Raw genomic sequence first — 23,616 nt, 5'->3', positions numbered from 1 at the left:
CTTCCTTTCTATACGCCTCGTTTATTTCCCCACAATAATGTGTGCAGCTGCGGCAGCACTCTTACGCGATTTAAGTCTGGGTCTTGCGCTACTTGATCGACAAGCGCTTCATACTTCTTTAATAAGTGCGTCAATAAGTACGCATCATCACCTGTCGTTGTGTCATCATTTCCTACCTGCAAATAAAAAGGAAGCTCTGGATATTTCGCATGAACATCCTTTGCATAGGCTAGATCATGATCGTCAAAAATCACGACCTTCAGGCTTGCATGCTGTAATCTATTTCCGTTTTTCAGCTCATCTATAATACGTGTGAGTTTCGTAAAATCTGTTTTCATATTAGAGCTTGGCGGCTTCGGAGAAATGGTTAAATCATCAATTTTCAAAAACCAGTCCTGATACATCGTCCCTTGTGTTTCAAGCGCTGTATCAATTCCTTCTTCGTGAAGCAAATCAATAAGTGATTCCATTTGTTTTAAAAGCGCAGGGTTTCCCCCTGAAATGGTGACATGGGAAAAAGCCTGTCCACCTATTCTTTTTAATTCTTTGACAATGCCTTCAGCGTGAAGCCACTGAATGTCATGCTTTGCTGAGCCATCCCATGTAAAGGAGGAATCACACCAGCTACATGAGTAGTCACAGCCAGCTGTTCTGACAAACATGGTTTTTTGTCCAATGACCATCCCTTCTCCTTGAATGGTCGGACCAAAAATTTCTAATACAGGAATCGCTTTAGCCATTGTGTTCAACTCGTTTCGGACGGTAAATGCAGTAGCTTGTCGGTGTCTCCCTAACAAAGACCTGAACACATACTGGTTTATTTGCTAAAGTCGATAAATATGCTGCGACTTTGTCATGGACTGTCTTTGCCACAACCTCTGTAGTAGGCATCGCATATGGATCAGTTGATGAGAATTCCTCATGATCATTGAGCAGCGTGTGATCATACTGTCCATGAATAAGTTTTTTCAGTGTACTAAAATTGACAAGGAAGCCCGATTCATCTAGGTCGTCCCCAGCAATGGTTATATTGATGGTGTACGTATGACCATGTACACGGCTGCAAGCACCTGCATCTTCTCTTGGAATGAAATGAGCAGCCGATATATGCATATCTTTGTTCAATTCAAATGAGTATGGATGATTCGCTTGTGGATAGATTTGAGAAAGCATTTATTTTGCCTCCTTCATTTCCATATAAGTGTCATAGCCATTTTTCCGAAGCTTACACGCAGGACATTCCCCGCAGCCATCAGAAATGATGCCATTATAGCAAGTGAGTGTTTCATTTTTTACAAAATCCAGCGCATTCAGATCATCCGCCAGCTTCCATGTTTCTGCTTTATTGAGCCACATGAGTGGTGTATGGATGACAAATGGTTTTTCCATCGCTAAATTCACTGTGACATTACAAGACTTTACAAACTCGTCACGGCAATCTGGATAGCCGCTAAAGTCTGTTTCACATACACCTGTGATAATATGTCTTGCACCGATTTGATACGCAAGAATAGAAGCGAAGGATAAGAACACTAAGTTTCTTCCTGGTACAAATGTGGAAGGCAGCTCTCCTTCTTTTTCCTCAATGTCAATGTCATCTCTTGTTAAAGCATTTGGTGCCAGCTGATTCAAAAGAGACATATCTAATAGATGATTCTTCACACCTAACTTGTCAGCAATTCTTTTGGCGACATCAATTTCTTCTTGATGACGCTGATTATAATGAAAGGTCACGGTTTCTACCTCTTCGAATTGTTGAAGTGCCCATAACAAACATGTCGTACTATCTTGTCCCCCGCTAAAGACAACAACTGCTTTTTCATTTTTCATTTTCTGTTCTCCTCCTTTTGCAGATCTATACTATCGTACAAAGCTGCATCTGAAAGGCTCATGAAAACCCCTATTTTTCTCAAAAGAAAAGACACCTTTACATGTGTATGAGGTGTCCCAGCCATAAAAAATAAAAAATGCCACATCCAAGGATACGGCAAGTCCTTAGTTTTTTATAGAGGGTTTTGCTAGAACCTCTCCCGTTTACACGGATTTTTGTTCAATTTTCACAGAGGATAGTGTACCACATATTTGTCATGCAGGCTATCCCTTCTTTACTTATCAAGTGATGTAGGCACTTTTTTTAGAAAAAGAAAGAGGATAAAAAAGATGCTCACATATCCAAAAATAGGATAAACCGTTGATATCAATGTACCGTAACCAATTTTACTAATCACATAGCAGCACAAGAGAATAAGGGATATCGTCAAGACACTGTTCATTCGTATATACGCCCTCACTTGTCTCTCCAGTCCATATAAATTGCCTATGACGGATGTAAAGACTTCGCCGAAGATCACAAATAAATAAATGAGGTGAATGGAATTTGCTACTTGATACACGACCTGAGCCATTGGAATATCAAACGCCTCCAGCATATCTAATGAAGAAAGAGATAAAAAGCATACAAATAAAATAACTGTCAGCATGACGCCCCCAAGCACAGCTCCCTTTTTAATCACCGCTTCAGAGGTCATTTCATTTGCGACGGGCACTAATACCGCTTGAGAAAGTGCCAAATTAAAAGCACCATATGAGATAGCTGATAAAATCCACTCTCCCTCACCCATTTTCAGCGCAAGAACATAACTTTCACTACTGCTAAAAACGAATGAATCAAGAAATACGATCAATGAAAAGAAAATAAGCATTGGGACGACGAGAACATTGACACCAAATAACCCTTTTGATCCTTTCAAAAGCACAATTACGCTCAGAATAATCGTTAAAAAAATGCCATATTCCTTCGATATGCCAAGCTGTTCTTCAAATATAGCACCTGCGCCAGAAATCATCACTGAAGTGACGCCTAATAAAATAAAAAACATGACGACATTAATATACCTGCTTGCAGCTGCGCCAAATAGAAACCGGTTCATATCTTGATAAGACTCCGCTTCAATTCGTTTAGAAATGAGCATCATTTTTGCCCCAAGTCCAGTAAAAATAGCGCCGCTAATCAAGATTCCGAATAATCCAATCCAGCCAAAACGAACAAAAAATTCTACGATTTCTTTTCCTGTCGCAAACCCAGCTCCAACCACTGTTCCTACATATACAAAGGCAAGCTGAAAAGCGGATTCATTTGAACGTTTCATGTGACCCCTCCGCACCCATCACTTTCGATTGTCTTTTTTTATCCTATGAGACAAGTTCCTTGAAAAGAAGGACAAACCATGATTAAATGCAAAAAAGGATTTTCACCTGCCTTTGAGCAAAACAGTTGAAAGTCAAAATAGGTCAGAGTATACTATAGTCAAAGATGGTCAAACAACAGACCATTTTCTTTAAATTCATTGGTCAAATAAAGTCAAACTTTTATCATAAGGAGGTCATGGCAAATGCGTTGTCAACATTGTCAAGTAAATGAAGCAACAATTCGCCTGAATATGCAAGTGAATTCATCCCGGAGCCAAATGGTTTTATGTGAAGACTGCTACACCTCTTTGATGGAGCAATCAAAAATGAAAATGGGACCTCAATTGTTCGGAGGAAGCTCATTCTTCTCTGGGCAAGAGCAAGCAGGACATACGCAAAACGTAGAGCAGCCAAAGCAAAAAGGCTTACTCGATGAACTTGGCCGCAATTTAACAGATGGCGCAAATGCTGGTTTAATTGATCCAGTCATCGGCCGTGATGAAGAAGTCGCAAGAGTCATTGAGATTTTAAATAGAAGAAATAAAAACAATCCTGTCCTCATTGGTGAACCAGGTGTTGGGAAAACAGCGATCGCTGAAGGACTTGCACTGAAAATTGCAAGTGGCGATGTACCAAATAAATTAAAGAACAAACAAATCTATTTATTAGATGTCTCCTCCCTTGTAGCGAATACAGGGATACGTGGTCAATTTGAGGAAAGAATGAAGCAGTTAATTAAAGAACTACAAAGCCGTAAAAATATTATCTTATTTGTAGATGAAATCCATCTTCTTGTAGGCGCAGGCTCTGCTGAAGGGTCAATGGATGCTGGCAACATTTTAAAACCAGCTCTTGCACGAGGCGAGCTCCAGCTAGTAGGTGCGACGACATTAAAAGAATATCGTCAAATTGAAAAAGATGCCGCACTTGAACGACGCTTTCAGCCCGTCATTGTAGATGAGCCAACACAAGCTGAAGCGATCGAGATTTTAAAAGGCATTCAAGATAAGTACGAAAGCTATCATGGCGTCACCTATTCAGCGGAAGCCATTCAAGCGTGTGTTCAATTATCTTCCCGGTATATTCAAGACCGTCATTTGCCGGATAAAGCCATTGATTTAATGGATGAAGCAGGTTCAAAAGCGAACCTCTCCATTGATGCAGCAAGTGAAGATGAACTAACGAATCGTCTGACAGAAATCGCTGCTGAAAAACATGCTGCTTTAAAAGAAGAACAATATGAAAAAGCGGCGAAGCTTCGAGATGAAGAAGAAGCCATTGAAGCAAGACTTCAAAACAAAACAAATGACAAAGAACATGTCGTCACAGCAGAAGACATTCAAGCCATTGTGGAACAAAAAACAGGCATCCCTGTCGGCAAACTGCAAGCAGACGAACAAACCAAAATGAAAGAAATTGACGTCCGCTTAAAAGCACGAGTGATCGGCCAGGAACATGCGGTTGAAAAGGTAGCGAAAGCTGTGAAAAGAAGCAGAGCCGGCTTAAAATCGAAACATAGACCAACTGGCTCCTTCCTTTTCGTTGGACCAACAGGTGTCGGGAAAACCGAATTGTCGAAAACGCTAGCTGAAGAATTATTTGGTTCAAGAGATGCGATCATCCGTTTAGATATGAGTGAGTACATGGAGAAACACTCAGTATCTAAGCTCATCGGTTCTCCTCCTGGTTACGTTGGACATGATGAAGCAGGCCAGCTGACAGAAAAAGTGCGCAGAAAACCATACAGCATCATTTTGCTGGATGAAATCGAAAAAGCACATCCTGATGTGCAGCATATGTTCCTTCAAATCATGGAAGATGGCCGGTTAACAGACAGCCAAGGCAGAACCGTCAGCTTTAAAGATACAGTCATCATCATGACAAGTAACGCAGGCAGCACAGATAAAACGGTCAAAGTCGGCTTCCAGTCTGATCAGGAAGAAGCGATTGAAGAACAATCACTCATTGATTCACTCAGCGCCTATTTCAAACCAGAATTTTTGAACCGTTTTGACAGCATCATTCAGTTTGACTCATTAGATCGAGATGATTTAGTGAAGATTGTGGATCTTCTGCTCAATGAGCTGTCAGAACAATTAAAAGAGCAGAATTTGACAGTCCATGTGACAAAAGAAGCGAAAGAAAAAATTGCAGAACTTGGATATCATCCTGCATTTGGTGCTCGTCCACTGCGAAGAACCATTCAAGAGCACGTTGAAGATCAAATGACGGAAATATTGCTTGAAGAAGAAAAGCTTTCAGGATTTACTGTAGATGTTGAAGATAACGAAATTGTCGTAAAAAAAGGATAGTTACATCTTAAGAAGGATCTACAGCTCCATCATGTTGCGGTGTCTAAGTTCCATCTGCACGCCGACGCTCCCCCGCCTCTTTTCCTTTAAGATAAAAGAAAAAGAGGTGGATCACATGATGAATTGGAGCTATGATCTTGTCAAAATCATGTATGAAGAAAAATTAAAAGAGCTGCTTTTAAATGAAACTGCTCAAAGAAATTAAAAGAAACTCCCTTTATATCAGAGGGAGTTTCTTTTTTAAGGTAATAGAAAGCGCTTTCGTCAAAAATTCTTCACAGAAACTGCCTTAATTTGATATTCAGACTAAAACCCTTCTAGAAGACACCGATATTAACTATAGAAAAAGATAGTTAAAGGATTTGGTGAGATAATGGACAAAACATCGTTAATAGGTATTATTTTAGCATTTATTGCACTGAGTGTCGGTATGGTTCTGAAAGGTGTAAGTCTAACCGCTCTTATCAACCCAGCGGCTATATTGATCATTGTGGTTGGGACGATTGCAGCTGTTGTCATCGCATTCCCATCTAGTGAAATTAAGAAAACACCAAAATTGTTCGGCAAAATTTTCAAAGACAATAAGCTTCCAACGATTCAAGAAATGATCCCTCTTTTTTCAAACTGGGCACAAATTGCGCGTCGTGAAGGTCTTTTAGCATTGGAAGCTAGCATTGAGGAAGTAGATGACGATTTCCTTAAGAACGGCTTAAGCATGGCGGTTGACGGTCAAAGTGCAGAATTTATTCGCGACGTCTTAACAGAGGAGGTTGACGCCATGTCTGAAAGACATCAGTCAGGCGCATTAATCTTTACACAAGCCGGTACATACGCTCCGACGCTTGGTGTACTTGGCGCAGTTGTCGGACTTATTGCCGCACTTGCTAACATGGGAGATATTGAAGCACTTGGACATGCAATCAGTGCAGCCTTCGTTGCCACACTGCTTGGGATTTTTACCGGGTATGTGTTATGGCATCCATTTGCCAACAAGCTGAAGCGTAAATCAAAGGAAGAAGTAAAACTTCGTCTGATTATGATCGAAGGGATCCTTTCTGTTCTTGAAGGTCAATCTCCAAAAGTGATTGAACAAAAACTTCTTATGTACTTACCAGCAAAAGAACGTGCAAATCTTGTCATTGAAGAAGGAGAAAAACAAAATGGCTAGGAAACGTAAAAAACATGATCACGATGACCATGTAGATGAATCTTGGCTGATCCCTTATGCCGATCTTCTGACGCTTCTTCTCGCTCTCTTCATTGTGCTTTTTGCGTCTAGTTCGATTGACAAGGCAAAGTATGAACAGATGGCCAAGTCTTTTAATGTCGTCTTTACGGGCGGAACTGGTGTCATGGATCAGACCAGCATGCAAAGCACTGAAGAAACTGAAAATAGCAACCAGACCAAGAAAGCTGCTGAAGAAGATGAAGAAGCTAAAGCGAAAGCTCGAGATCATGCCGTTCTCTCAAAGGTCAAAAAGCAAGTGGATTCCTTCATTGCCAATAAGAAACTTGGAGCTAAGCTCGAAACAAAGCTCACGGACGAAGGTTTGCTCATTACGATAGAAGACAGTATCTTCTTTGATTCTGGCCGGGCGGTTATTCGCCCTCAAGATGTCCCGTTAGCAAAGGAAATCTCAAAACTACTCGTCATTAACCCCGCTCGTGACATCGTCATTAGCGGACATACTGATAATGTACCGATCAGAAATTCAGAATTTGAATCCAACTGGTATTTAAGTGCCATACGTGCTGTAAACTTTTTGAGTATTCTTCTTGAGAACAGCAATTTAAACCAAGAGAACTTTAGTACAAAAGGTTTCGGTGAATTCAAGCCAATCGCTTCAAATGATACAGCAGAAGGCAGAAGTAAAAACCGACGCGTAGAAGTACTTATTTTACCGATCGAGAAAAAAGCAAAATAAAAAAGGGAGCCCTCGGCTTCCTTTTTTATTTATTCTTTATGATCATATAAATGTTTTGCACGGAGTCCCACATGTTTAAGCATGTCAATGCAGGCATCCTTCTCTTCTTCGCTCAGGACACTGATCATCTCATGAATTTCTTTCGCATGATCTGGGAAGATATCATCAAGCAAAGCTCGTCCCTGCTCGGTAATATGCGCAAATGTGACCCTGCGGTCTTCTGCACAGGCCTTACGACTGAGGAGTTCTTTCTTCTCCAATTTATCGACCACATACGTGATGCTGCCGCTTGCAAGTAAAATCTTATCACCGATTTGCTGAAGCGGCTGATCCCCTTTATGATACAGCAATTCTAATACTGCAAATTCAGTCGGATTCAGCCCGTGCTTCACAATATGCTTGTTCATGTGATGATTAATCGAGCGATAGGCACGTGATAATACAATAAATAATTTCAAAGATTTCTCAACATTATGATTTTCCATTTTTTTATCATCCTTTATGAAATGCAACCCACTAATGTGACATTAATAAACAATAAGTAAAATGTCAACATCTTGATCCATCTTTAGCATGAAAATGAGACCAGAACGAATCACCTAATTTTTTAAAAATCACACAAGTCATCGTAATAAAGATAGGTTCAATGCTATAATAAGTCTATTAGGTAATACGTTGGAGCGATGAATGATGAGTATATTGAAAGGGTTTTGGAAGAAGATCAGGCTGTACCTTATTTTGGTCATGATTCCAACCCTAATCATTAGTTATTTTATCTACGAAAAAGAAACGGAAAAAATCGACTTAAAAAACAAACAAACTGCTACACTTATGTTAAATATTCACAAAAACCAAATGAATTATTTAATTAGTGAAACAGAAGCGAGATTAACTTCTCTTGCCATGGGATTTGACCAGCCTCTCGAGACGAAAAAAGTACAAAACATCCTAGAGAAAATCTATAAACAAGAACCTCGTTTTTCAGGTCTGTATCTCCTAGACAAAAAAGGAAATGTAACAGTAAGCACGACACCGTTAAAGGAAAAAATCAACCTATCATTCAGAGATTACTTTAAGCGCATTCAAGTGACCAAGCAGACGGTGATCACAGATAACTATGTGAGCCGAATTACAAAACAGCGGATTCTTTCCATTTGTGTGCCTGTGCTGGATGAAAACGAAGAAGTCACCAATGTGCTAGTCGCCGCCATTCAAATTGATTATTTAAGAAATATTATGAATGTATTGAACCCTGATCTTCATTTTAAGATGCTGAATCAAAATGGACATGTCGTGTTTACAAGTGGTCCACAGCCAGCATCAGAAAATGGCAGCACCGTGTCTACATATTTAGATGAAAACAGCTGGAAGCTGGAAGTCTATCCGCAGCGCGCTTCTACAGGTGAAGTGCTGTCTGTTATGCTGATCCCTTTATCCAGTGCTTTTATTTTATTAAATATTTTATTCACACTTGTTCAATATATCATTTTAAGGCGTCAAACCCAGCAGGAGCGTCACCAAAATGAAGCGCAAAAGCTTGAATTAATCGGGACCCTCGCAGCAAGTACGGCACATGAAATTCGCAACCCATTAACAGGGATTAGTGGATTTATACAGCTTTTGCAAAAGAAGTATCACTCTGAAGAAGATCAGCTCTATTTCTCTGTCATTGAAGAAGAAATCAAACGAATTAACCAAATCGTCAGTGAGTTTCTTGTATTAGGGAAACCAACGGCAGAAAAATGGCAGAATAACTCTGTAAAAGAAATTGTAAGTGAGATCATGCCGATCGTTTTCTCTGAGGCGAACCTTTATAATGTTGAGGTTGATTTGCAAATTAATACGATTCAAGATGTTGGTGTTTATTGCACAAAAGATCACATTAAACAAGTTGTATTAAATGTAGCGAAGAACTCATTAGAAGCGATGCCAAATGGCGGTCATTTGAAGATTTTGATTGAGGCTGAAAAAGAACATGTCATTATTAAAGTGAAAGATACGGGTGAAGGCATATCAGAAGAAATGTTAAAACATATCTTCCTCCCTTTTATTACGTCGAAGGAAAAAGGGACAGGTCTTGGGCTTGTCGTGTGTAAACGAATCATTTCGATGTATGGCGGAACAATTGATATCGAGAGCGAAGTGAATAAAGGATCAACCGTCGTGATCATGCTTCCTTCTGCTCACTCAGCATAGCTGAAACATTCAGCCGGTTTTGCTTAGGCAAGACCGGTTTTTCATGTCAATAAGAGGGACGGTTTACAGATAGAAGACTCATTTGAGATACAAGATCATGAAAGGAGGGGGCAGATTGTTTCTCATGAAAAAGGAGATGCTGATACTCATTCATCAGGTTGTCCAGTTCTTGACTATATTTAATTGTCGTCTCACCAGTGTAGCCTTCTGCTTGAGCAGCTTCTACCATCTGTTTTCTCTTCTCATCAATTGACATTAGCAATTGTTCTTTCCTTACATAACTATTCATGATCTCAGCTCCCACAATGAATTCGACTGTCTATGCTCAAAATGATCCGACACCAAAATTATACTTTATTTGTAAATTAAATTAAATATGCTAATTTTATTTAATTTTATACAGCCTAAAGACCTCTTACCCAATCATATTTGGGGGTAAACTTCAAATTTGGACAGGACTGACACATGGATTAAACAGAATTTTATCCTATGTAGAAGATCAAAATCAACTATTTTCTTTCTCATTTTATGTCTATTTCCCTAAAAAAAAGCTGATCTTCCGCCTCATGCGGAATGATCAGCTTTTGTCATTAAACCTTTTCTTCCTCGTAAATTGGCACCCAGCCCTCAGTTGTGACAAATATGCGAACTGCAACCACTTTTCGATCCTCTTGCAGTGTAAAGTAGTGACGAATATGTGGCGGAACAGAAATTAAATCGCCTGGATTCAGTCTCACGTCAAAAAAGACGCCATCCTTACCTTGAATGGCAAAGATTCCATGTCCGCTTACAATAAAACGTACTTCATCATCTGTATGGTGATGCTCACGCTGAAAGTTTTGGAGCAGCTCGTCAAGATTTGGTGTCGCATCAGATAATGAAATCACGTCCTGCGCTTTGTATCCTCGTTTTTCAGATATACTCTCAATTTCCTTTTGGAAAACAGTCAAAATCTCTTTCTTTTCCTCATCTGTTAAATCATACTTTTCTGATAAACGGTTTGGCAGCTTTGCAATATCCCAATGTTCATAAATGACCCCTTGGTTTTCTAAATAGGCTGCCACCTCTTGCTCGCTTTCAAGTAATGTGTTCTCTTCATTATGAATCAAAATCGTCGCCATGTGCTTTTCCTCCTTTTTATGTGACAAGCTGCTTTTGATAAAGTGTTAATTTTAAGTGGTAGCTAAACAAAAATTCATACGCCTCTAATACTCGTTTTGCTTCAGAGGCTGTTTTTCCCCAGACTGTGATGCCGTGATTTCGAATGAGCACAGCACCTGATTCCGACTCTTCAGTGAGATGCTTTGCAAATTGTGCTGCAAGATGCGGGATATGGGCTGGATTTTCAATAATCGGTAACGACACTTCTGCATCCTCCTCCCAGTAACCAAGCGCTTTGATGATTTCGTTTCCTTTGAAACGAACCTCGCCCTTATCCCCATACAGTTCAGAGATCACATTATTATCGATTGTATGGACATGGAGACAGCAGCCTGCATTCGTCTGCTCATACACGTAGTTGTGAAGCAGTGTTTCAGCTGATGGTCTAAGCGGTTCATTCAGATCAACAGGCTTACCTGCTGCATTTACTAAAACAAAGTCTTCATCTGTTTCTTTTCGTTTATCTTTGCCGCTTGCCGTCACCAAAAACGTGATTGGATCATCCGACACCTTGATCGATAAATTGCCGCTTGTTCCATAAAACCAGTCTCTTTGTGCCAGTTCACGTTTGACGTCTGCTAGCTCCTGCCAGCGCTTGCTCTTTGCGTCTGCCATTCCTTCACTTCCTTTATTTGATCAAATTGTGCTTTAAGATCAATAAATGTTTCATACTCTAGATGGACAAGCCCGAGCTCTTTACATTCGTTTAGTAAGTAGTCACGCGCAAATGTGAGATCCGCATGCTTTGCCGCCTCCACATCGGTGACTGAATCTCCAATCATGATAATGAAGTCATTCTCATGGGTCAGCTCTCGAATGATTGACGGCTTGCAGCATCCGCAGCCATTTTGACATTGCGAATCGCAGGCATGCGGCCATTCAATCTGAATATGCTCTTCCCCAAATGACGCATGATTGCAATAAATATCGTCTCGATCCACAATGCCCTCGAGTATGGGATAAACAAAGAAGTCCATCCCGCCACTTAGCACATAGAAGGGAATATCAGCCTTTTTCACATGATCAACAAATTGCTTGAATCCTTCTCGAATCTCTGTATCTTCTAAAATAAACGATTGAATGGCTTCTTTTTGATCACTCGTCAGTAATTGAAACATCTGCCCGACGCCTTCTTGAATGGTGATCTCCTTTGTGAGAACATCGTCCTTCAGCTCCGTCCATTCACTTGGTGCAAAGTGTTTCATGATGCGAATGATATTATCATTTTTCGTAATGGTTCCATCAAAATCACAACATACAATTGGTTTTTTCATTTATTCTGCTACCCTTCCCCATAGTTCAAGTGCTGCTTTTAAATCTTGGCAAGAAGCTGCCTTCTCTTGGATCGACTCTCCATGTGTCACCGCATCAATGATCGATCGAAATGCTTTCCCTCCCCCGATGGCTCCATGCGGATGTCCGTGAATTCCTCCACCAGCATTTATCACATGATCGAGTCCAAAATCTTTCATCAAAACTGGTACCATTCCAGGATGAATGCCTGCTGACGGAACAGGGAACGTTTTTTGAACCGAATCCTCTTTTACACAAGCTTCATAGATTCCAAAGGCATCTTTTTTCGGAAGTGCGACCGACCCATACGGTGAGGGAAAAAGACTCAAATCAGCACCAGCATATCGATTTAATTTACCTAAAAGAAGAGAATGGGAGAATCCATATTCGTGCGATGATGTTAAAGCACCGCTTACTGCGGGATGGGCCATAATAGGCAATCGAATATCTGGATCCTCAGCTAAGCTTTGCATGACATCTAGCCCATAGGCAAAGACATTGAATAAGAGTGCATCCGCTCCAAGTTCAGCTGCCTTTCTTGCTCGATCCTTTAGTTCAAAGGTTCTGCCTGTTAAATTAACGGCATATAGCGTTCGGTGCCCTGTCTCTTCATATGTTTCTTTTAATATCTTTTTTCCTTCTTTGATTCGTTCTTCAAAAGGGGCTAGTGGGCTCTCAAATAAAATTTCATCGTCTTTGATAAAGTCAACGCCGCCTAATGCTTGTAAACGGAGCTGTTCTTTTAAATCTGCCATATCACGGCCAATGACACCTTTAAAAATACTCATCAACAAAGGTCGATCAAACACGCCTGCTTTTTTTCGTATGCCATCAATTCCAAATACCGGTCCTGGCAGACTTCTTTTAAATCTATCTGAGAATTGAATGTCGACTAGCTTCACTTTTCCATCTAGTGAAAGCTTTCCAAAGATCGTCGTCAAAACGGCCGGTATATCCGCTGAAAAGTTAGCCTCAGGATAAGCAATGGTCACCTCAGATTGATATAGGCCATTTTCGGCTGGAGCAAACTTTTCTGATACCTTTTCCACCCGGCCTTTATGCTTTTGAAGCTGCTCTTTTTTGAGCTGCGGCAAATCCGTCCATGATCCAACTGTTAAACCAAGCGCGATCTGCTCCGCTTTTTGATTCACTTGTTCATCCTCTCGATGTGTTAATACGTATGTTGCCAGTAATTCACTCACTAGGGATCCCCTTTCGATTGCGTCATGCATATGGTCAATAAAAAAACCTCTTCAAGTGCTTTATCAGCGCCTTAAAGAGGTTGTTTCGTGTCATTCATCCGAATCTTATCTCTCAGCGCTTGCTGCAAGAATTAGCACCGTGCTTCATGGAAGTCGGTTGCCGGGCTTCATTGGGCTAGTCCCTCTGCCTACTCTTGATAAGAATATTCAATTTTCTTAAATATTGTCTGAATTATCGCACCGTTTATTCATGTTGTCAATGGCTTATTTTCAAACAGATTCAAGGCATCGATTCGCCGAGCGGCTTCTTTTAACCGCTCCTCATTTGTTAAAAGTCCTACTCTCACGTATCCTTCACCGTGAGTACCAAACCCATTCCCCGGCGCCACAACCACATGTGCTCTCTCTAATAATACGCCAGCAAAAGATTCAGATGTATATCCTTCTGGCACCTTTAGCCAAGCAAAAAACGACCCCTTTGGTGCAGTGACCTCCCAGCCAATCTCCTTGCAGGCAGCAATCCACACATTTCGCCTTTTCTCATATCGTTCATTTTGCACCTGTACGCACGTTTGGTCGCTTAATAAAGCTTCCGCTGCTGCATCTTGAGTGGCTTTGAACAGTGAAACAAACAGGTGATCCTGATAAAGCTCAATCGCTTCAATAACAGACGGATTTCCTGCTGCAAAACCTACTCTCCAGCCTGCCATATTATACGTTTTAGACAATGTGTATATTTCAATTCCTGTCTCTTTCGCTCCATCTGTTTGCAAAAAGCTGATTGGCTTTTCTCCATCAAACCCAATGCCGCCATAGGCAAAATCATGGACAACACAGAGCTTGTGATTTTTTGCGAATGTAACGGTTTCTTCAAAAAATGAACGGCTTGCCGTGGCACCTGTCGGATTGTTGGGATAATTTAAATACATCAACTTTGCTTTTTTCTTAACATCCTCAGGCAACCGGTCATAGTCAGGTAAAAAATCATTTTGTTCAAGAAGCGGCATCGTCACCATCTGAGCCCCAGCAAGCACGGCACCTGACCAATAATCAGGATAACCTGGGTCTGGAACAAGGAGTGTATCACCCGGATTCAGCAGGCATTGCGGCAGCTCAACAAGCCCCGCTTTTCCGCCAAATAAAATCGCAATTTCCGTCATCGGATCAAGCGTGACACCATATTCTCTGTCATAAAAGGCAGCGGCAGCCTTTTTTAATTTCGCTGTTCCGCGGAATGACGAGTATTGATGATTTTCAGGTTTTAATACCGCTTCCTGCATGGCTTTTACAATGTGCGCGGGAGTTGGCTGGTCAGGATTTCCCTGCCCTAAATTAATAATATCTGCGCCTTCCTGCACTTTTTTCTGCACCTTTTGGACAAGAGATGCAAAAAATTGTGTCGGTAATTGTTTCAATACATCTGATTGCTGAAATTCCATTTATCTTCACCTTCTATTCAAGTTACATAGCAATACAAATACTGTAATGGATTGTTTTACGAATTGTAAAGCAATTTTGAAAAAGGATTGACATGTGAAGCGCAGCTCTGATAATATCTTGAATTAAGAAATGCAAACAGACACGAGACAATGACATATTGATTTCTCTTATCGAGAGTTGGGCGAGGGATTTGGCCTTTTGACCCCAACAGCAACCGACCGTTAATACCACTGTGAAGTGGGGCGCAGCAAGTAAGCGCCAAGACAATTGTCTTATAGGGCACGGTGCTAATTCCATCAGACGTATGTGCTGAGAGATAAGAGAGGCTTTGAGCATACACACCATCAAGCCTCTTTCTCTCAGGAGAAAGAGGTTTTTTTATATGATTTGGAGGGGAAGCAATTGGTTACACTTACGGCATCATATGAAGAATTAACAGAAAGCTCGGCAGTTGCACTCGCAATTAGACTTGGCTTGATCCAAGAAAGCAGTCATTTGACATGTACGGAAATCGGTGACGGGAATTTAAATTACGTCTTTCATATTTTTGATCATAAACAAGAAAAAGGTTTGATCATCAAGCAGGCACTGCCTTACGCCAAGGTGGTCGGAGAGAGCTGGCCGCTTACATTAGACCGTGCGAGAATCGAAAGTGCTGCCCTGATCAAGCAGTCAGAGTATACACCGCATCTCGTACCAGCAGTCTATTATTCAGATACAACTCTTGCTGTGACGGCAATGGAGGATCTATCACACCTAGAAATCGTCAGAAAAGGGCTAATTGCCGGAAAACAATATCCGCATTTATCCGATCATGTCGGAGAATTTTTAGGAAAAACACTTTTCTACACTTCTGACTTTGCCACAAATCCTAAAGTCAAAAAACAATTTGTGAAGCAATTTACGAATCCGGACCTTTGTGACATTACCGAAAAGCTCGTCTTCACAGATCCTTTCTTTGATAGCGGCACAAATGATTTCGAAGAAGAATTAAGAGAAGCTGCCGAAGCGCTTTGGGCAGATCTTGAAGTACAGGCAAAAGCAGCTGAATTGAAGCGTATTTTCCTGACATCTGCCGAAACACTTGTTCATGGAGATCTTCATACAGGTAGTATTTTTGCAAGTGAGACGGAAACCAAAATCATTGATCCAGAATTCGCATTTTATGGTCCCTTCGGATTCGATATCGGTCACTTTATCGCTAACCTGTTCCTGAATGCTTTGTCCCGTGAGAATGAACATGATCAGCAGCACCTTTTTTACCATGTCGTCAATGTATGGGCAACCTTCAAAGAAGTGTTCGCAAAAGCTTGGAAAGAAGACAGTATTGAAGCGTTTAGTGTATCTGACAGTTTTTTAGAAACAACCTTTGACCGTATTTTAAAAGAAGCGACAGGCTTTGCGGGCTGTGAGCTTGTCCGCCGAACAATCGGTCTTGCTCATGCCGCTGATCTCGATGCGATTCCATCACCATCTAGACGGATTCAGCAGAAAAAAGCAGCACTTACGCTCGGAAAAACATTCATCAAACAATATCATGCAGTGGAAACAGCGTCTGACCTCGTCGCATTATTCCAGCAATCTGTAAAGGAGTGACGGGTTTTGTCTAAAGAATTTGAAGTCCCCCGTTCTGTCGAATGGGAAGAAAACCATATTAACATTTTGAATCAGCAAAAATTACCGGCAGAAACCGTATTTGAACATCTATATACAAAAGAAGACGTGTATAATGCCATTGTCACGTTAAAAGTGCGGGGAGCACCTGCCATTGGCATTACAGCAGCTTTTGGACTGGCGCTCAGTGCCCAAGACATTGAGACAGAAGAGATTGATGTGTTTAAACAAGAAGTCATTCAAATAAAAGAATATTTAAACAGTGCTCGTCCAACTGCTGTGAATCTAGCCTGGGCATTAGAGCGATTGTTGCAGCGCATTGATCGTGCAGCTTCGGTCAATGCAGCCAAAACAGACCTTGTCCATGAGGCCATTCAAATTCAAATTGAAGATGAAGAAACATGCAAACAAATCGGTCAAAATGCACTCCATCTCTTTAAATCGGGTGATCGGATTATGACCATTTGCAATGCAGGCTCCATCGCCACGAGCCGGTACGGAACAGCCCTTGCTCCATTTTATTTAGCCAAAAAGAAAAATCTCGATCTTCACATTTATGCCTGTGAAACACGCCCTGTTCTCCAAGGGGCTAGGCTGACAACATGGGAACTCATGCAAGGCGGCGTAGATGTGACGCTCATTACAGATAACATGGCAGCCCATACGATGAAAGAAAAGCAAATTTCTGCTGTCATTGTTGGAGCTGATCGCATTGCCCGTAATGGAGATGCGGCGAATAAGATTGGCACGTTAAGTCTTGCCATTTTAGCCAAGCATTTTCAAATTCCGTTTTTTATAGCTGCACCGCTTTCTACCTTTGATATCTCAACCAAAGACGGGGCAGATATTCCAATTGAAGAGCGCGACCCGCTGGAAGTAAAAGAATTAAACGGCGTCCAAATTGCACCACCTGATGTTCAGGTATTCAATCCCGCCTTTGATGTCACTCCTCACCATCTCATTTCAGGGATCATTACAGAGAAAGGGATTATTACGTCGAACTATACAGAAGAGATTGACGCTCTGTTCACTGAAAGCATCTCACTCTGATCATAAAAAAAGCGCCGTGTACTTCTTATTTAAGAGCACCGCGCTTTTTTATTTCATTCGTTTTTGCTAAAATTTCTTTTTTCTGTTCTTCTGTCAACACCTTCATTTTGACACATAGTGATGTGACGGCATACATTTTATTCTTTTTGTCCCAAAACATTCCCTAGCGCCCTCCTTTTTCCCTCAACCAACTTTTTTAGCTTAATAAAAGGATATGTCGCTAGGAAAACATTTGGAACAGGTCAATCGATTTATTTTTGAACAAATGGGATACCTTCTAATTCAAGCAGAACCGCTTTCATATCTGTCTTCGTTCCTGCATAGCCCGTCAGAGAACGGTCTTTTCCAATCACTCTGTGACAGGGAATAAAAATAGGTAATGCATTGCGTCTATTGGCTTGTCCAATCGCCCTCACTGCCTTTGGGTGACCAATCGCTTTTGCAATGTCTGCATAGCTTTTTGATTCACCATACGGAATAGTCGAAAGTGCTTCCCACACTTGCTCTTGAAACGAAGTTCCCTTTTGCTTGAGCGGGAGATCGAATACTTGGCGCTCCCCCTTGAAATATTCATCTAGCTGCTTTTTCGCTTCTTGTAATACTGACGTTTCTTCTTCTTTTAGATTAGATTCTTGCTTTTTTGCTAAAAACGGCTCATTTAATGAAAAGAGACATGATTTTAAAGATATTTTATGCTTTATTTTCTTTTTCATCAAAAAGAAAAAGACATCCTGTTGCAGAATGTCTTTTCGTCTTTCTTATTTTGCTTCTAGTCTTCTGATTCTTTCGTTTAAATCAGGGTGTGTTGAGAAAAGAGAAGCTTTTCGTTTACCACTGATTTTAAGGGTAGCAACTGCTGTTTGATCATCATCTTTGATTCTTGACGTATACGCCTCAAGTGAGCGAAGCGCATGAACCATTTTATCTTTACCGGCAAGGTCAGCTCCGCCGCGGTCTGCATGGAATTCACGATGTCTAGAATATGCAAACACGACAAGGCTTCCTAGGACAGAGAAAATGATTTGGAAAACAATCACTGCAATAAAATGAACAATCGGAACAAGCTCTTCACGCGAAACAAAGCGGCTTGCGATCCATGCCGCAATTCTTGAAAGGAAGACAACGAACGTGTTGACAATCCCTTGAAGCAGCGTCATTGTCACCATATCACCGTTCGCAACGTGAGCAACTTCATGAGCGATGACACCTTCAACTGCTGCATCATCCATTTCATGAAGCAATCCAGTTGAAACGGCAACAAGTGATCTTCTCTTAGAAGGACCTGTCGCAAAAGCATTTACTTCAGATGATTGATAAATACCAACCTCAGGCATTTTAGAAAGGCCTGCTGCTCTTGATAATCTGTGCACGCGGTCAACAAGCTGCTGCTCATCATATGTTAATGAATCCTTTTCAGGGTTTAACACCCGGACACCCATCATCATTTTTGCCATCCAGCGAGACATCGCAAGTGACATGAACGAGCCAACAAAACCAACAACTGCACTGAATACTAGCAGTGCCACCAAATTAATTCCACCGTCTGCTCCTATATAAGAACCAACACCAGTTGCTGCACTAATAACCGACAGTACAATACCAATCGTAGTGATAACAAGAATGTTCGTTAATATAAACAGAAATATTCTTTTACCCATACATAACCTCCGCTGTCATATTAAGTTCATTTGAACTTATTAATAAAATTATAAAAATAAACGTCTCAAATTGCAAGGAAAAAGGAATCATTCCTTCTGTTTATCATAACGGCTTAAGCCCCGTCACTTCAATATTTACGACTTTGTCACAGCTGAAAAGTGAACAAATTGTGACGCTACGTTCTGGATTTTAGTTTATTTTGCATTTTCATCAAAAAGAGATTATGATGTTGAATTAGATCAATAATCACGTTTTTGACGTACAAATGAGGTGGAACATGGTGACTTTTAAATTAACGAGAATTGACATGACGAGACTTCTATATTCTCTAAAAGGAGAGGGAGATCTGACTCCGCTTCAGCTTTTGAATCTATCTGTAAAGGGCGATAAGGATCATGAATATGATGAGTTAAAGATCCCTTCGTTTTTTGAAAAGCTCGAACGGCGGAAGCAAAAATCAGAGCACGGTCTTTCTACAAATGAAATTGTTGAGCTTGGCAACTTGTGTGAGCTAACGTCTCTTAAATCGACGGCGATTCAAAATTGGATCAAGCGTGATATTAAAGATATGATTGGTCATCCAGAGCTTGGCAAGAAGTACTCCATTGATCAGGTCATTATTTTATTAATAGTCAGGGATTTAAAATCAGTTTTTGACTTTGATGCCATTCGCATGATCTTATCTGCCTTATTTAACACGATCACAGATCGAACAGATGATATTATTAGTCCAATCCGTTTTTATGAAGCATATGCGCACGTCCTAGATTTTATTTATCACCATACACATTTTCCGTTAAAGGAAACAAATTTACGAGAAATGACTGAGGAGCAGACAGACATGCTCCATGAAGAGTTTACAGAATTAACGAAGAATCAATGGAATTTGATTAAAGGCATTATCTGTTCTACCGTCTTCTCTGTGTTCACTTCCCACTTGCAAAGTACAGCGCAAGAAATGATGTTTAATACGCTGCAGGCAGCTAAATAAGGATAAAAGAAAACCGAGGTGATGAGGTCACCTCGGTTTTTTTGTGCAGCAATTGCCAGCATAATTGTACGCCGTTTTCTTCAAAATAAGAAGGCGCAACAAAGATGAGGTGAAAGGAGGAATATGGACATGGCAAATCGAAATCAGCTTCTTGTTCCTGGAGTAGAACAAGCATTAGATCAATTTAAATACGAGATCGCTCAAGAATTTGGCGTGACTCTCGGTTCAGATACAGTCGCACGTGCAAATGGTTCTGTTGGCGGTGAAATTACAAAAAGACTCGTTCAACAGGCTCAATCACAAATGGGCAATCAATCTAAATAAAAACATGGTGAAATACGCCGGAGCTATTCTGGCGTTTTTTTATTGTTCATATGTGTGCTCATACCGGTTCTCACGATACGGGGACGGTGCACCTTTTCCTTGCTTCTTCATATGGTCTTTTTTTCGTTCAGTAAACGGCTGTTTCTGATCCCTGGCGTTTTTTTTTGCGTGCTTTTCAGCACCACCACGTGATGTGCCGTTTGGATTCCTTTTGTCACCAGGTTCCGTTGAGTGATTTTTTTTTTGTTCTTTATCGAGCGAGCGATCCTTTTCTACCTTTATTTGATTGTCTTTGTTTTTATCATCAGGTTTTGTTTGGTGAGGCTTTTGAATAGATCCTTGCTCTTCCCTCTCTTGATCCTTCTGCTCTTTGTCTTCAGCTTCAGGAGCCTCTTGATCTGGCTTCATCTCTTCGCTATCGTCTGTCTTGACGTCTTCTTGTTTGTCTTTCTCTGCTTGATCTACATCATCTTTTTTAGGCTCTTCTTCTTTAACAGCTTCACTCTCTGCTGCGTCTTCATCCTTTTGAATGTCTTCTTGTTCTTTATCTTGCATTTCTTGATTTCTGATATATGTGCCTGTTGAAATGCCTGCCTTTTGAGCTTTTTCTCTTGTTTCCAGGTCACTTTCTACAGTCTTTAGCTTGTAATCGCGCTTTTGATATTCACCAGAGATGGTGTTAATTTTACTTTTGACGTTGGTTTTATATGTATGGTCCTGCTTGTTTTCATAAACCGTTGAAATATAAATGCTCTTAGAGTTGTTCACATAACCTTTTTTGTCACAGTCATCTATGATTTCCTGCACGACTTTGGTCATGTCGTTTTTTTCTAAATCCTTCATACTAGCCAGTACTTGTCTCGCATCTTTATTCAGTGGTGTGACACCGATCACTTGATAATTGTGATCAAGCTTCAGTTCAAAGCTTGGATTAATGTCAATCGTCATATATGCATATGCTTTTTGACTTGAGAAAGATGGCATCATAGTAAAAATCACGACAATAATCGCTGCGATTGATAGGATTCCTGCATTTAATGGACGTAAACGAAGCAAGTCAAAAAAACCGGCTTTTTTTCTTTCGAGACGTGATTCATTCGGAAATGTCACTTCTTGACCGATTTCATAATCTTGCTGTTCATATTTTGTCCGCAGAAATTGTCCATCAGGGGTCAGCAGCGTGACATATTTTTTGTTTTTCTCTACTATAATGCCTCTTCTCATGAATTAAGCACCCCTTTAAGGTAATCTTTCAAATACACATAATCACCCGTCATAATGATCGCCATCGCAATGATATATTTTCTATTTCTCTCAATCGTTTTGCGGCTGACTTCCACTAGCTTTTCAAGCTGTTTGACTGGCAATTGTTTTTTCTGAAATAAAATGGTTCTGAGCTCATCGTGTTCAACGAGTGTGTGAGCTACTTTAATGGCATTTTGCCTTGCATCTGCATGCTTTGGTGAATGTTCAAGCAGCTCTTGAAACGTGAGGCCGTATACTTTCAATCGTTCTTTAAAATGTTCAATTTCTTCTCTTCTGTGTTCTTGTTCAATTAAACGTCTATATTCATTTGTAGACAGCTCTGCTTCAATCATGCTTTGAGAGTACTCGCCATTTTCACTTTCTTGCAGGTCCATTTGAACCGTTGGCGCATTTCTTGCTTCTTTTCGAATATAGTCGATCACTTTTCTTTTAATAATTAATTCTGCGAAAGCAAGGAGTGAGTTTCCTTTTTCGGCAGAGTATTTTTCTATCGCTTCGTTAAAGGCAATTAAGCCTATGCTGAATTCATCATCTTTTTCATCTATATATCGTTTACAAACGGATGAAACCGTCTTAGCGACAAATGGTTTGTATTGCTCTATTAATGCATTTTGCAGCTCGATATCACCTTGTTGAATACTGATAGCCGACTGCTCTAATGTTTGCTTTTTCTTTCCTTTTTTAAACAAAAGGCTAAGCAATGGTTTCACCTCAGTTCTCCCTATATTACTCATTTATGATAGCTAATTTATGAGGGAAGCGCAAAGGAAGAAATGAGGAATTCATTTCCTGTTACTCAATTATGACATGTATATCATCATCTACTTTACAATGTTTCGTCTAAAAGCAAAGAAATAAGGGGGTATCTCCCCCTTATTTGTAATATACGTGTTATGAAAATGAAATGATATTTCTTTCAAAAAACCTACTCTTCTAGGCGTCCCTCTTGTTTTTCCTTGTTTTGTTGCCCGCCTTTTCTTGATGGACTTGATAAAAACCAACCAAATGCTGCAATTGCGAGAAGCACTGTCCAGAAAATCACTTTCCATAATGTTGAATGAATAAAATGAGAGGACACGATACCAATGGCTGGATGTGACAGTGTGTAAAGCGTGAGCTTCACACCAACCCATCCGACAATGACAAAGGCTGCTGTTTCTAGGCTCGGTCTTGTTTTGAGCAGTTTCACAAAGACAGTCGCTGCAAATCTCATGATGATCAGACCGATGATACCACCTAAAAGAATGACAATAAATTGACCACCATCAAGTCCACCGATTTGCGGAAGACTTGTTGTCGGCAAAGTTACGGCTAATGCGACCGCCGCCAAGATGGAATCGACAGCAAAAGCGATGTCAGCAAGCTCGACTTTTACGACTGTTGCCCAGAAGCCGCTTTGCTTCATGTTTGTGTCTGATTCCTTTTTCTTAAATACGTGCGATTTTAAAATATGGTGAATGGAAATATAAAGAAGATAAATTGCACCAATGGCTTGAACTTGCCACACATCCACTAAAAACGAAATAAGAAACAGGGAACCAAATCGCATGACAAACGCACCCGCAAGTCCGTAAAACAATGCTTTTTTCCTTTGCTTTTCTGGAAGGTGCTTCACCATCACAGCCATGACCAGCGCATTATCAGCGGCTAAAATCCCTTCTAATCCAATCAGTACGAGAAGAACCCACCCGTACTCTAAAATAATTGCTGCATCCATCATCATTCCTCCTTGTTTTTTATCTATTGTCCCACAACAGACAAAGGCTTATGAATGCAAAAAAGACCTTTGCCTGTATTGGCAAAGGTCTTGCTAGACATGTGATATGTAGAATCATGCCAACAAAGCCGATGGAACTTAAGTCCATGTAATGACGACTTTGTTTCCGGTAAAAACCGGACGCTACTCCCCTTTGGTGGGATATAAGAATATTTAGATTACTTATATTTTAATCAATAGACACTGTATTGTCAACAGGGGACTTTCACCTTGTGTC

General features: G+C 40.6%; 25 protein-coding genes and 4 riboswitches. Of the genes, 8 read left to right on the top strand and 17 right to left on the bottom strand.

Annotated elements, in window-relative coordinates; genetic code table 11:
- Window positions 1–8: 8 nt before the first annotated feature.
- The 4 genes from queE to MKY83_RS06830 form a co-directional block, all read right to left on the bottom strand.
- On the bottom strand, window positions 9–740 hold the full coding sequence (gene queE / locus MKY83_RS06845; protein ID WP_268454837.1) for a 7-carboxy-7-deazaguanine synthase QueE: 732 nt from the start codon (window positions 738–740) through the stop codon (window positions 9–11).
- Window positions 733–1,173 carry a 6-carboxytetrahydropterin synthase QueD gene (gene queD / locus MKY83_RS06840; RefSeq protein WP_044139790.1) on the bottom strand — a complete coding sequence of 147 codons (441 nt, stop codon included), beginning with the start codon at window positions 1,171–1,173 and terminating at the stop codon, window positions 733–735. Before queD ends, queE begins: the two co-directional genes overlap by 8 nt.
- The gene (queC, locus tag MKY83_RS06835; RefSeq protein WP_106067342.1) at window positions 1,174–1,830 is read right to left on the bottom strand and encodes a 7-cyano-7-deazaguanine synthase QueC; all 657 of its coding nucleotides are present in this window, start codon (window positions 1,828–1,830) and stop codon (window positions 1,174–1,176) included.
- Window positions 1,831–1,989: 159 nt separating this feature from the next.
- Window positions 1,990–2,034, bottom strand: a riboswitch (PreQ1 riboswitch).
- 71 nt (window positions 2,035–2,105) lie between these two features.
- Window positions 2,106–3,149, bottom strand: coding sequence for a hypothetical protein (locus MKY83_RS06830; RefSeq protein ID WP_106067341.1), 1,044 nt, complete (start codon window positions 3,147–3,149; stop codon window positions 2,106–2,108).
- Between the two features lie 243 nt (window positions 3,150–3,392).
- Here MKY83_RS06830 and MKY83_RS06825 point away from each other — a divergent pair, with 243 nt between their 5' ends.
- The 3 genes from MKY83_RS06825 (at window position 3,393) to motB (ending at window position 7,426) form a co-directional block, all read left to right on the top strand.
- Window positions 3,393–5,501 carry an ATP-dependent Clp protease ATP-binding subunit gene (locus tag MKY83_RS06825; RefSeq protein ID WP_185106963.1) on the top strand — a complete coding sequence of 703 codons (2,109 nt, stop codon included), beginning with the start codon at window positions 3,393–3,395 and terminating at the stop codon, window positions 5,499–5,501.
- A 373-nt stretch (window positions 5,502–5,874) separates the two neighbouring features.
- Window positions 5,875–6,669, top strand: coding sequence for a flagellar motor stator protein MotA (gene motA, locus MKY83_RS06820; protein WP_003212085.1), 795 nt, complete (start codon window positions 5,875–5,877; stop codon window positions 6,667–6,669).
- Window positions 6,662–7,426, top strand: coding sequence for a flagellar motor protein MotB (gene motB / locus MKY83_RS06815; RefSeq protein WP_106067340.1), 765 nt, complete (start codon window positions 6,662–6,664; stop codon window positions 7,424–7,426). The genes motA and motB overlap by 8 nt, the downstream gene beginning before the upstream one ends.
- A 29-nt stretch (window positions 7,427–7,455) precedes the next feature.
- Here the strand turns inward: motB and MKY83_RS06810 are convergent, their stop codons facing one another.
- Complete coding sequence (locus MKY83_RS06810; protein WP_003211701.1) at window positions 7,456–7,911, bottom strand: MarR family transcriptional regulator; 456 nt, start codon at window positions 7,909–7,911, stop codon at window positions 7,456–7,458.
- Between the two features lie 205 nt (window positions 7,912–8,116).
- Here MKY83_RS06810 and MKY83_RS06805 point away from each other — a divergent pair, with 205 nt between their 5' ends.
- Window positions 8,117–9,622: an ATP-binding protein gene (locus tag MKY83_RS06805; RefSeq protein ID WP_065097156.1), complete on the top strand. Its 1,506-nt coding sequence runs from the start codon at window positions 8,117–8,119 to the stop codon at window positions 9,620–9,622.
- Between the two features lie 46 nt (window positions 9,623–9,668).
- Here MKY83_RS06805 and MKY83_RS06800 read toward each other — a convergent pair whose 3' ends face one another.
- From MKY83_RS06800 to MKY83_RS06775, 6 genes are all read right to left on the bottom strand, one after another.
- Window positions 9,669–9,911: an aspartyl-phosphate phosphatase Spo0E family protein gene (locus MKY83_RS06800; protein ID WP_065097155.1), complete on the bottom strand. Its 243-nt coding sequence runs from the start codon at window positions 9,909–9,911 to the stop codon at window positions 9,669–9,671.
- A gap of 301 nt (window positions 9,912–10,212) precedes the next feature.
- Window positions 10,213–10,743: a cupin domain-containing protein gene (locus MKY83_RS06795; RefSeq protein ID WP_065097154.1), complete on the bottom strand. Its 531-nt coding sequence runs from the start codon at window positions 10,741–10,743 to the stop codon at window positions 10,213–10,215.
- A 16-nt stretch (window positions 10,744–10,759) separates the two neighbouring features.
- Complete coding sequence (locus MKY83_RS06790; protein WP_065097153.1) at window positions 10,760–11,398, bottom strand: methylthioribulose 1-phosphate dehydratase; 639 nt, start codon at window positions 11,396–11,398, stop codon at window positions 10,760–10,762.
- Entirely contained in the window at window positions 11,362–12,057 is a 696-nt protein-coding gene (locus tag MKY83_RS06785) for a 2-hydroxy-3-keto-5-methylthiopentenyl-1-phosphate phosphatase (protein ID WP_065097152.1), read from the bottom strand. Before MKY83_RS06785 ends, MKY83_RS06790 begins: the two co-directional genes overlap by 37 nt.
- Complete coding sequence (gene mtnW / locus MKY83_RS06780; RefSeq protein ID WP_065097151.1) at window positions 12,058–13,278, bottom strand: 2,3-diketo-5-methylthiopentyl-1-phosphate enolase; 1,221 nt, start codon at window positions 13,276–13,278, stop codon at window positions 12,058–12,060.
- A gap of 102 nt (window positions 13,279–13,380) precedes the next feature.
- Window positions 13,381–13,482: riboswitch (SAM riboswitch) on the bottom strand.
- A 44-nt stretch (window positions 13,483–13,526) separates the two neighbouring features.
- Complete coding sequence (locus MKY83_RS06775) at window positions 13,527–14,717, bottom strand: pyridoxal phosphate-dependent aminotransferase (protein ID WP_065097150.1); 1,191 nt, start codon at window positions 14,715–14,717, stop codon at window positions 13,527–13,529.
- A gap of 165 nt (window positions 14,718–14,882) precedes the next feature.
- Window positions 14,883–15,041, top strand: a riboswitch (SAM riboswitch).
- 79 nt (window positions 15,042–15,120) lie between these two features.
- On the opposite strand from MKY83_RS06775, the gene mtnK reads away from it, so the two are divergent.
- Together mtnK and mtnA are read left to right on the top strand one after the other, a co-directional pair.
- Window positions 15,121–16,314, top strand: coding sequence for an S-methyl-5-thioribose kinase (gene mtnK, locus MKY83_RS06770; RefSeq protein WP_065097409.1), 1,194 nt, complete (start codon window positions 15,121–15,123; stop codon window positions 16,312–16,314).
- Between the two features lie 6 nt (window positions 16,315–16,320).
- On the top strand, window positions 16,321–17,382 hold the full coding sequence (gene mtnA, locus MKY83_RS06765) for an S-methyl-5-thioribose-1-phosphate isomerase (RefSeq protein ID WP_065097149.1): 1,062 nt from the start codon (window positions 16,321–16,323) through the stop codon (window positions 17,380–17,382).
- Between the two features lie 25 nt (window positions 17,383–17,407).
- On the opposite strand, the gene MKY83_RS06760 is transcribed toward mtnA, so the two are convergent.
- From MKY83_RS06760 to htpX, 3 genes are all read right to left on the bottom strand, one after another.
- A complete protein-coding gene (locus tag MKY83_RS06760) occupies window positions 17,408–17,542 on the bottom strand; it encodes a hypothetical protein (protein WP_003211599.1) in 135 nt (44 codons plus the stop codon).
- 91 nt (window positions 17,543–17,633) lie between these two features.
- Complete coding sequence (locus MKY83_RS06755) at window positions 17,634–18,095, bottom strand: methylated-DNA--[protein]-cysteine S-methyltransferase (RefSeq protein ID WP_342490547.1); 462 nt, start codon at window positions 18,093–18,095, stop codon at window positions 17,634–17,636.
- Window positions 18,096–18,140: 45 nt separating this feature from the next.
- Complete coding sequence (gene htpX / locus MKY83_RS06750) at window positions 18,141–19,040, bottom strand: protease HtpX (protein WP_003212518.1); 900 nt, start codon at window positions 19,038–19,040, stop codon at window positions 18,141–18,143.
- A 278-nt stretch (window positions 19,041–19,318) separates the two neighbouring features.
- On the opposite strand from htpX, the gene MKY83_RS06745 reads away from it, so the two are divergent.
- Together MKY83_RS06745 and MKY83_RS06740 are read left to right on the top strand one after the other, a co-directional pair.
- A complete protein-coding gene (locus tag MKY83_RS06745; RefSeq protein WP_065097144.1) occupies window positions 19,319–20,032 on the top strand; it encodes a DUF1836 domain-containing protein in 714 nt (237 codons plus the stop codon).
- 129 nt (window positions 20,033–20,161) lie between these two features.
- The gene (locus MKY83_RS06740) at window positions 20,162–20,356 is read left to right on the top strand and encodes an alpha/beta-type small acid-soluble spore protein (RefSeq protein WP_003211343.1); all 195 of its coding nucleotides are present in this window, start codon (window positions 20,162–20,164) and stop codon (window positions 20,354–20,356) included.
- Between the two features lie 39 nt (window positions 20,357–20,395).
- Here the strand turns inward: MKY83_RS06740 and MKY83_RS06735 are convergent, their stop codons facing one another.
- From MKY83_RS06735 to MKY83_RS06725, 3 genes are all read right to left on the bottom strand, one after another.
- Window positions 20,396–21,580: an anti-sigma factor domain-containing protein gene (locus MKY83_RS06735; protein ID WP_065097143.1), complete on the bottom strand. Its 1,185-nt coding sequence runs from the start codon at window positions 21,578–21,580 to the stop codon at window positions 20,396–20,398.
- Window positions 21,577–22,332, bottom strand: coding sequence for an RNA polymerase sigma factor SigI (gene sigI / locus MKY83_RS06730; RefSeq protein ID WP_034662939.1), 756 nt, complete (start codon window positions 22,330–22,332; stop codon window positions 21,577–21,579). The genes MKY83_RS06735 and sigI overlap by 4 nt, the downstream gene beginning before the upstream one ends.
- Before the next feature lie 215 nt (window positions 22,333–22,547).
- Window positions 22,548–23,339 carry a TerC family protein gene (locus MKY83_RS06725; RefSeq protein ID WP_065097142.1) on the bottom strand — a complete coding sequence of 264 codons (792 nt, stop codon included), beginning with the start codon at window positions 23,337–23,339 and terminating at the stop codon, window positions 22,548–22,550.
- A gap of 96 nt (window positions 23,340–23,435) precedes the next feature.
- Window positions 23,436–23,543: riboswitch (yybP-ykoY riboswitch) on the bottom strand.
- Window positions 23,544–23,616 lie beyond the last annotated feature (73 nt).

This window comes from Bacillus sp. FSL M8-0266 (assembly GCF_038613425.1).
In the GTDB taxonomy this organism is placed as follows: domain Bacteria; phylum Bacillota; class Bacilli; order Bacillales; family Bacillaceae; genus Bacillus; species Bacillus pumilus.
This window is presented reverse-complemented; position numbering and strand designations above follow the sequence as displayed.

Excerpts from the sequence above, each read along its gene's own strand:
- queE (WP_268454837.1), bottom strand. The coding sequence starts at position 740 with ATGGCTAAAGCGATTCCTGTATTAGAAATTTTTGGTCCGACCATTCAA.
- queD (WP_044139790.1), bottom strand. The coding sequence starts at position 1,173 with ATGCTTTCTCAAATCTATCCACAAGCGAATCATCCATACTCATTTGAA.
- queC (WP_106067342.1), bottom strand. The coding sequence starts at position 1,830 with ATGAAAAATGAAAAAGCAGTTGTTGTCTTTAGCGGGGGACAAGATAGT.
- MKY83_RS06830 (WP_106067341.1), bottom strand. The coding sequence starts at position 3,149 with ATGAAACGTTCAAATGAATCCGCTTTTCAGCTTGCCTTTGTATATGTA.
- MKY83_RS06825 (WP_185106963.1), top strand. The coding sequence starts at position 3,393 with ATGCGTTGTCAACATTGTCAAGTAAATGAAGCAACAATTCGCCTGAAT.
- motA (WP_003212085.1), top strand. The coding sequence starts at position 5,875 with ATGGACAAAACATCGTTAATAGGTATTATTTTAGCATTTATTGCACTG.
- motB (WP_106067340.1), top strand. The coding sequence starts at position 6,662 with ATGGCTAGGAAACGTAAAAAACATGATCACGATGACCATGTAGATGAA.
- MKY83_RS06810 (WP_003211701.1), bottom strand. The coding sequence starts at position 7,911 with ATGGAAAATCATAATGTTGAGAAATCTTTGAAATTATTTATTGTATTA.
- MKY83_RS06805 (WP_065097156.1), top strand. The coding sequence starts at position 8,117 with ATGAGTATATTGAAAGGGTTTTGGAAGAAGATCAGGCTGTACCTTATT.
- MKY83_RS06800 (WP_065097155.1), bottom strand. The coding sequence starts at position 9,911 with ATGAATAGTTATGTAAGGAAAGAACAATTGCTAATGTCAATTGATGAG.
- MKY83_RS06795 (WP_065097154.1), bottom strand. The coding sequence starts at position 10,743 with ATGGCGACGATTTTGATTCATAATGAAGAGAACACATTACTTGAAAGC.
- MKY83_RS06790 (WP_065097153.1), bottom strand. The coding sequence starts at position 11,398 with ATGGCAGACGCAAAGAGCAAGCGCTGGCAGGAGCTAGCAGACGTCAAA.
- MKY83_RS06785 (WP_065097152.1), bottom strand. The coding sequence starts at position 12,057 with ATGAAAAAACCAATTGTATGTTGTGATTTTGATGGAACCATTACGAAA.
- MKY83_RS06775 (WP_065097150.1), bottom strand. The coding sequence starts at position 14,717 with ATGGAATTTCAGCAATCAGATGTATTGAAACAATTACCGACACAATTT.
- MKY83_RS06760 (WP_003211599.1), bottom strand. The coding sequence starts at position 17,542 with ATGTTTTGGGACAAAAAGAATAAAATGTATGCCGTCACATCACTATGT.
- MKY83_RS06755 (WP_342490547.1), bottom strand. The coding sequence starts at position 18,095 with ATGAAAAAGAAAATAAAGCATAAAATATCTTTAAAATCATGTCTCTTT.
- htpX (WP_003212518.1), bottom strand. The coding sequence starts at position 19,040 with ATGGGTAAAAGAATATTTCTGTTTATATTAACGAACATTCTTGTTATC.
- MKY83_RS06745 (WP_065097144.1), top strand. The coding sequence starts at position 19,319 with ATGGTGACTTTTAAATTAACGAGAATTGACATGACGAGACTTCTATAT.
- MKY83_RS06740 (WP_003211343.1), top strand. The coding sequence starts at position 20,162 with ATGGCAAATCGAAATCAGCTTCTTGTTCCTGGAGTAGAACAAGCATTA.
- MKY83_RS06735 (WP_065097143.1), bottom strand. The coding sequence starts at position 21,580 with ATGAGAAGAGGCATTATAGTAGAGAAAAACAAAAAATATGTCACGCTG.
- MKY83_RS06725 (WP_065097142.1), bottom strand. The coding sequence starts at position 23,339 with ATGGATGCAGCAATTATTTTAGAGTACGGGTGGGTTCTTCTCGTACTG.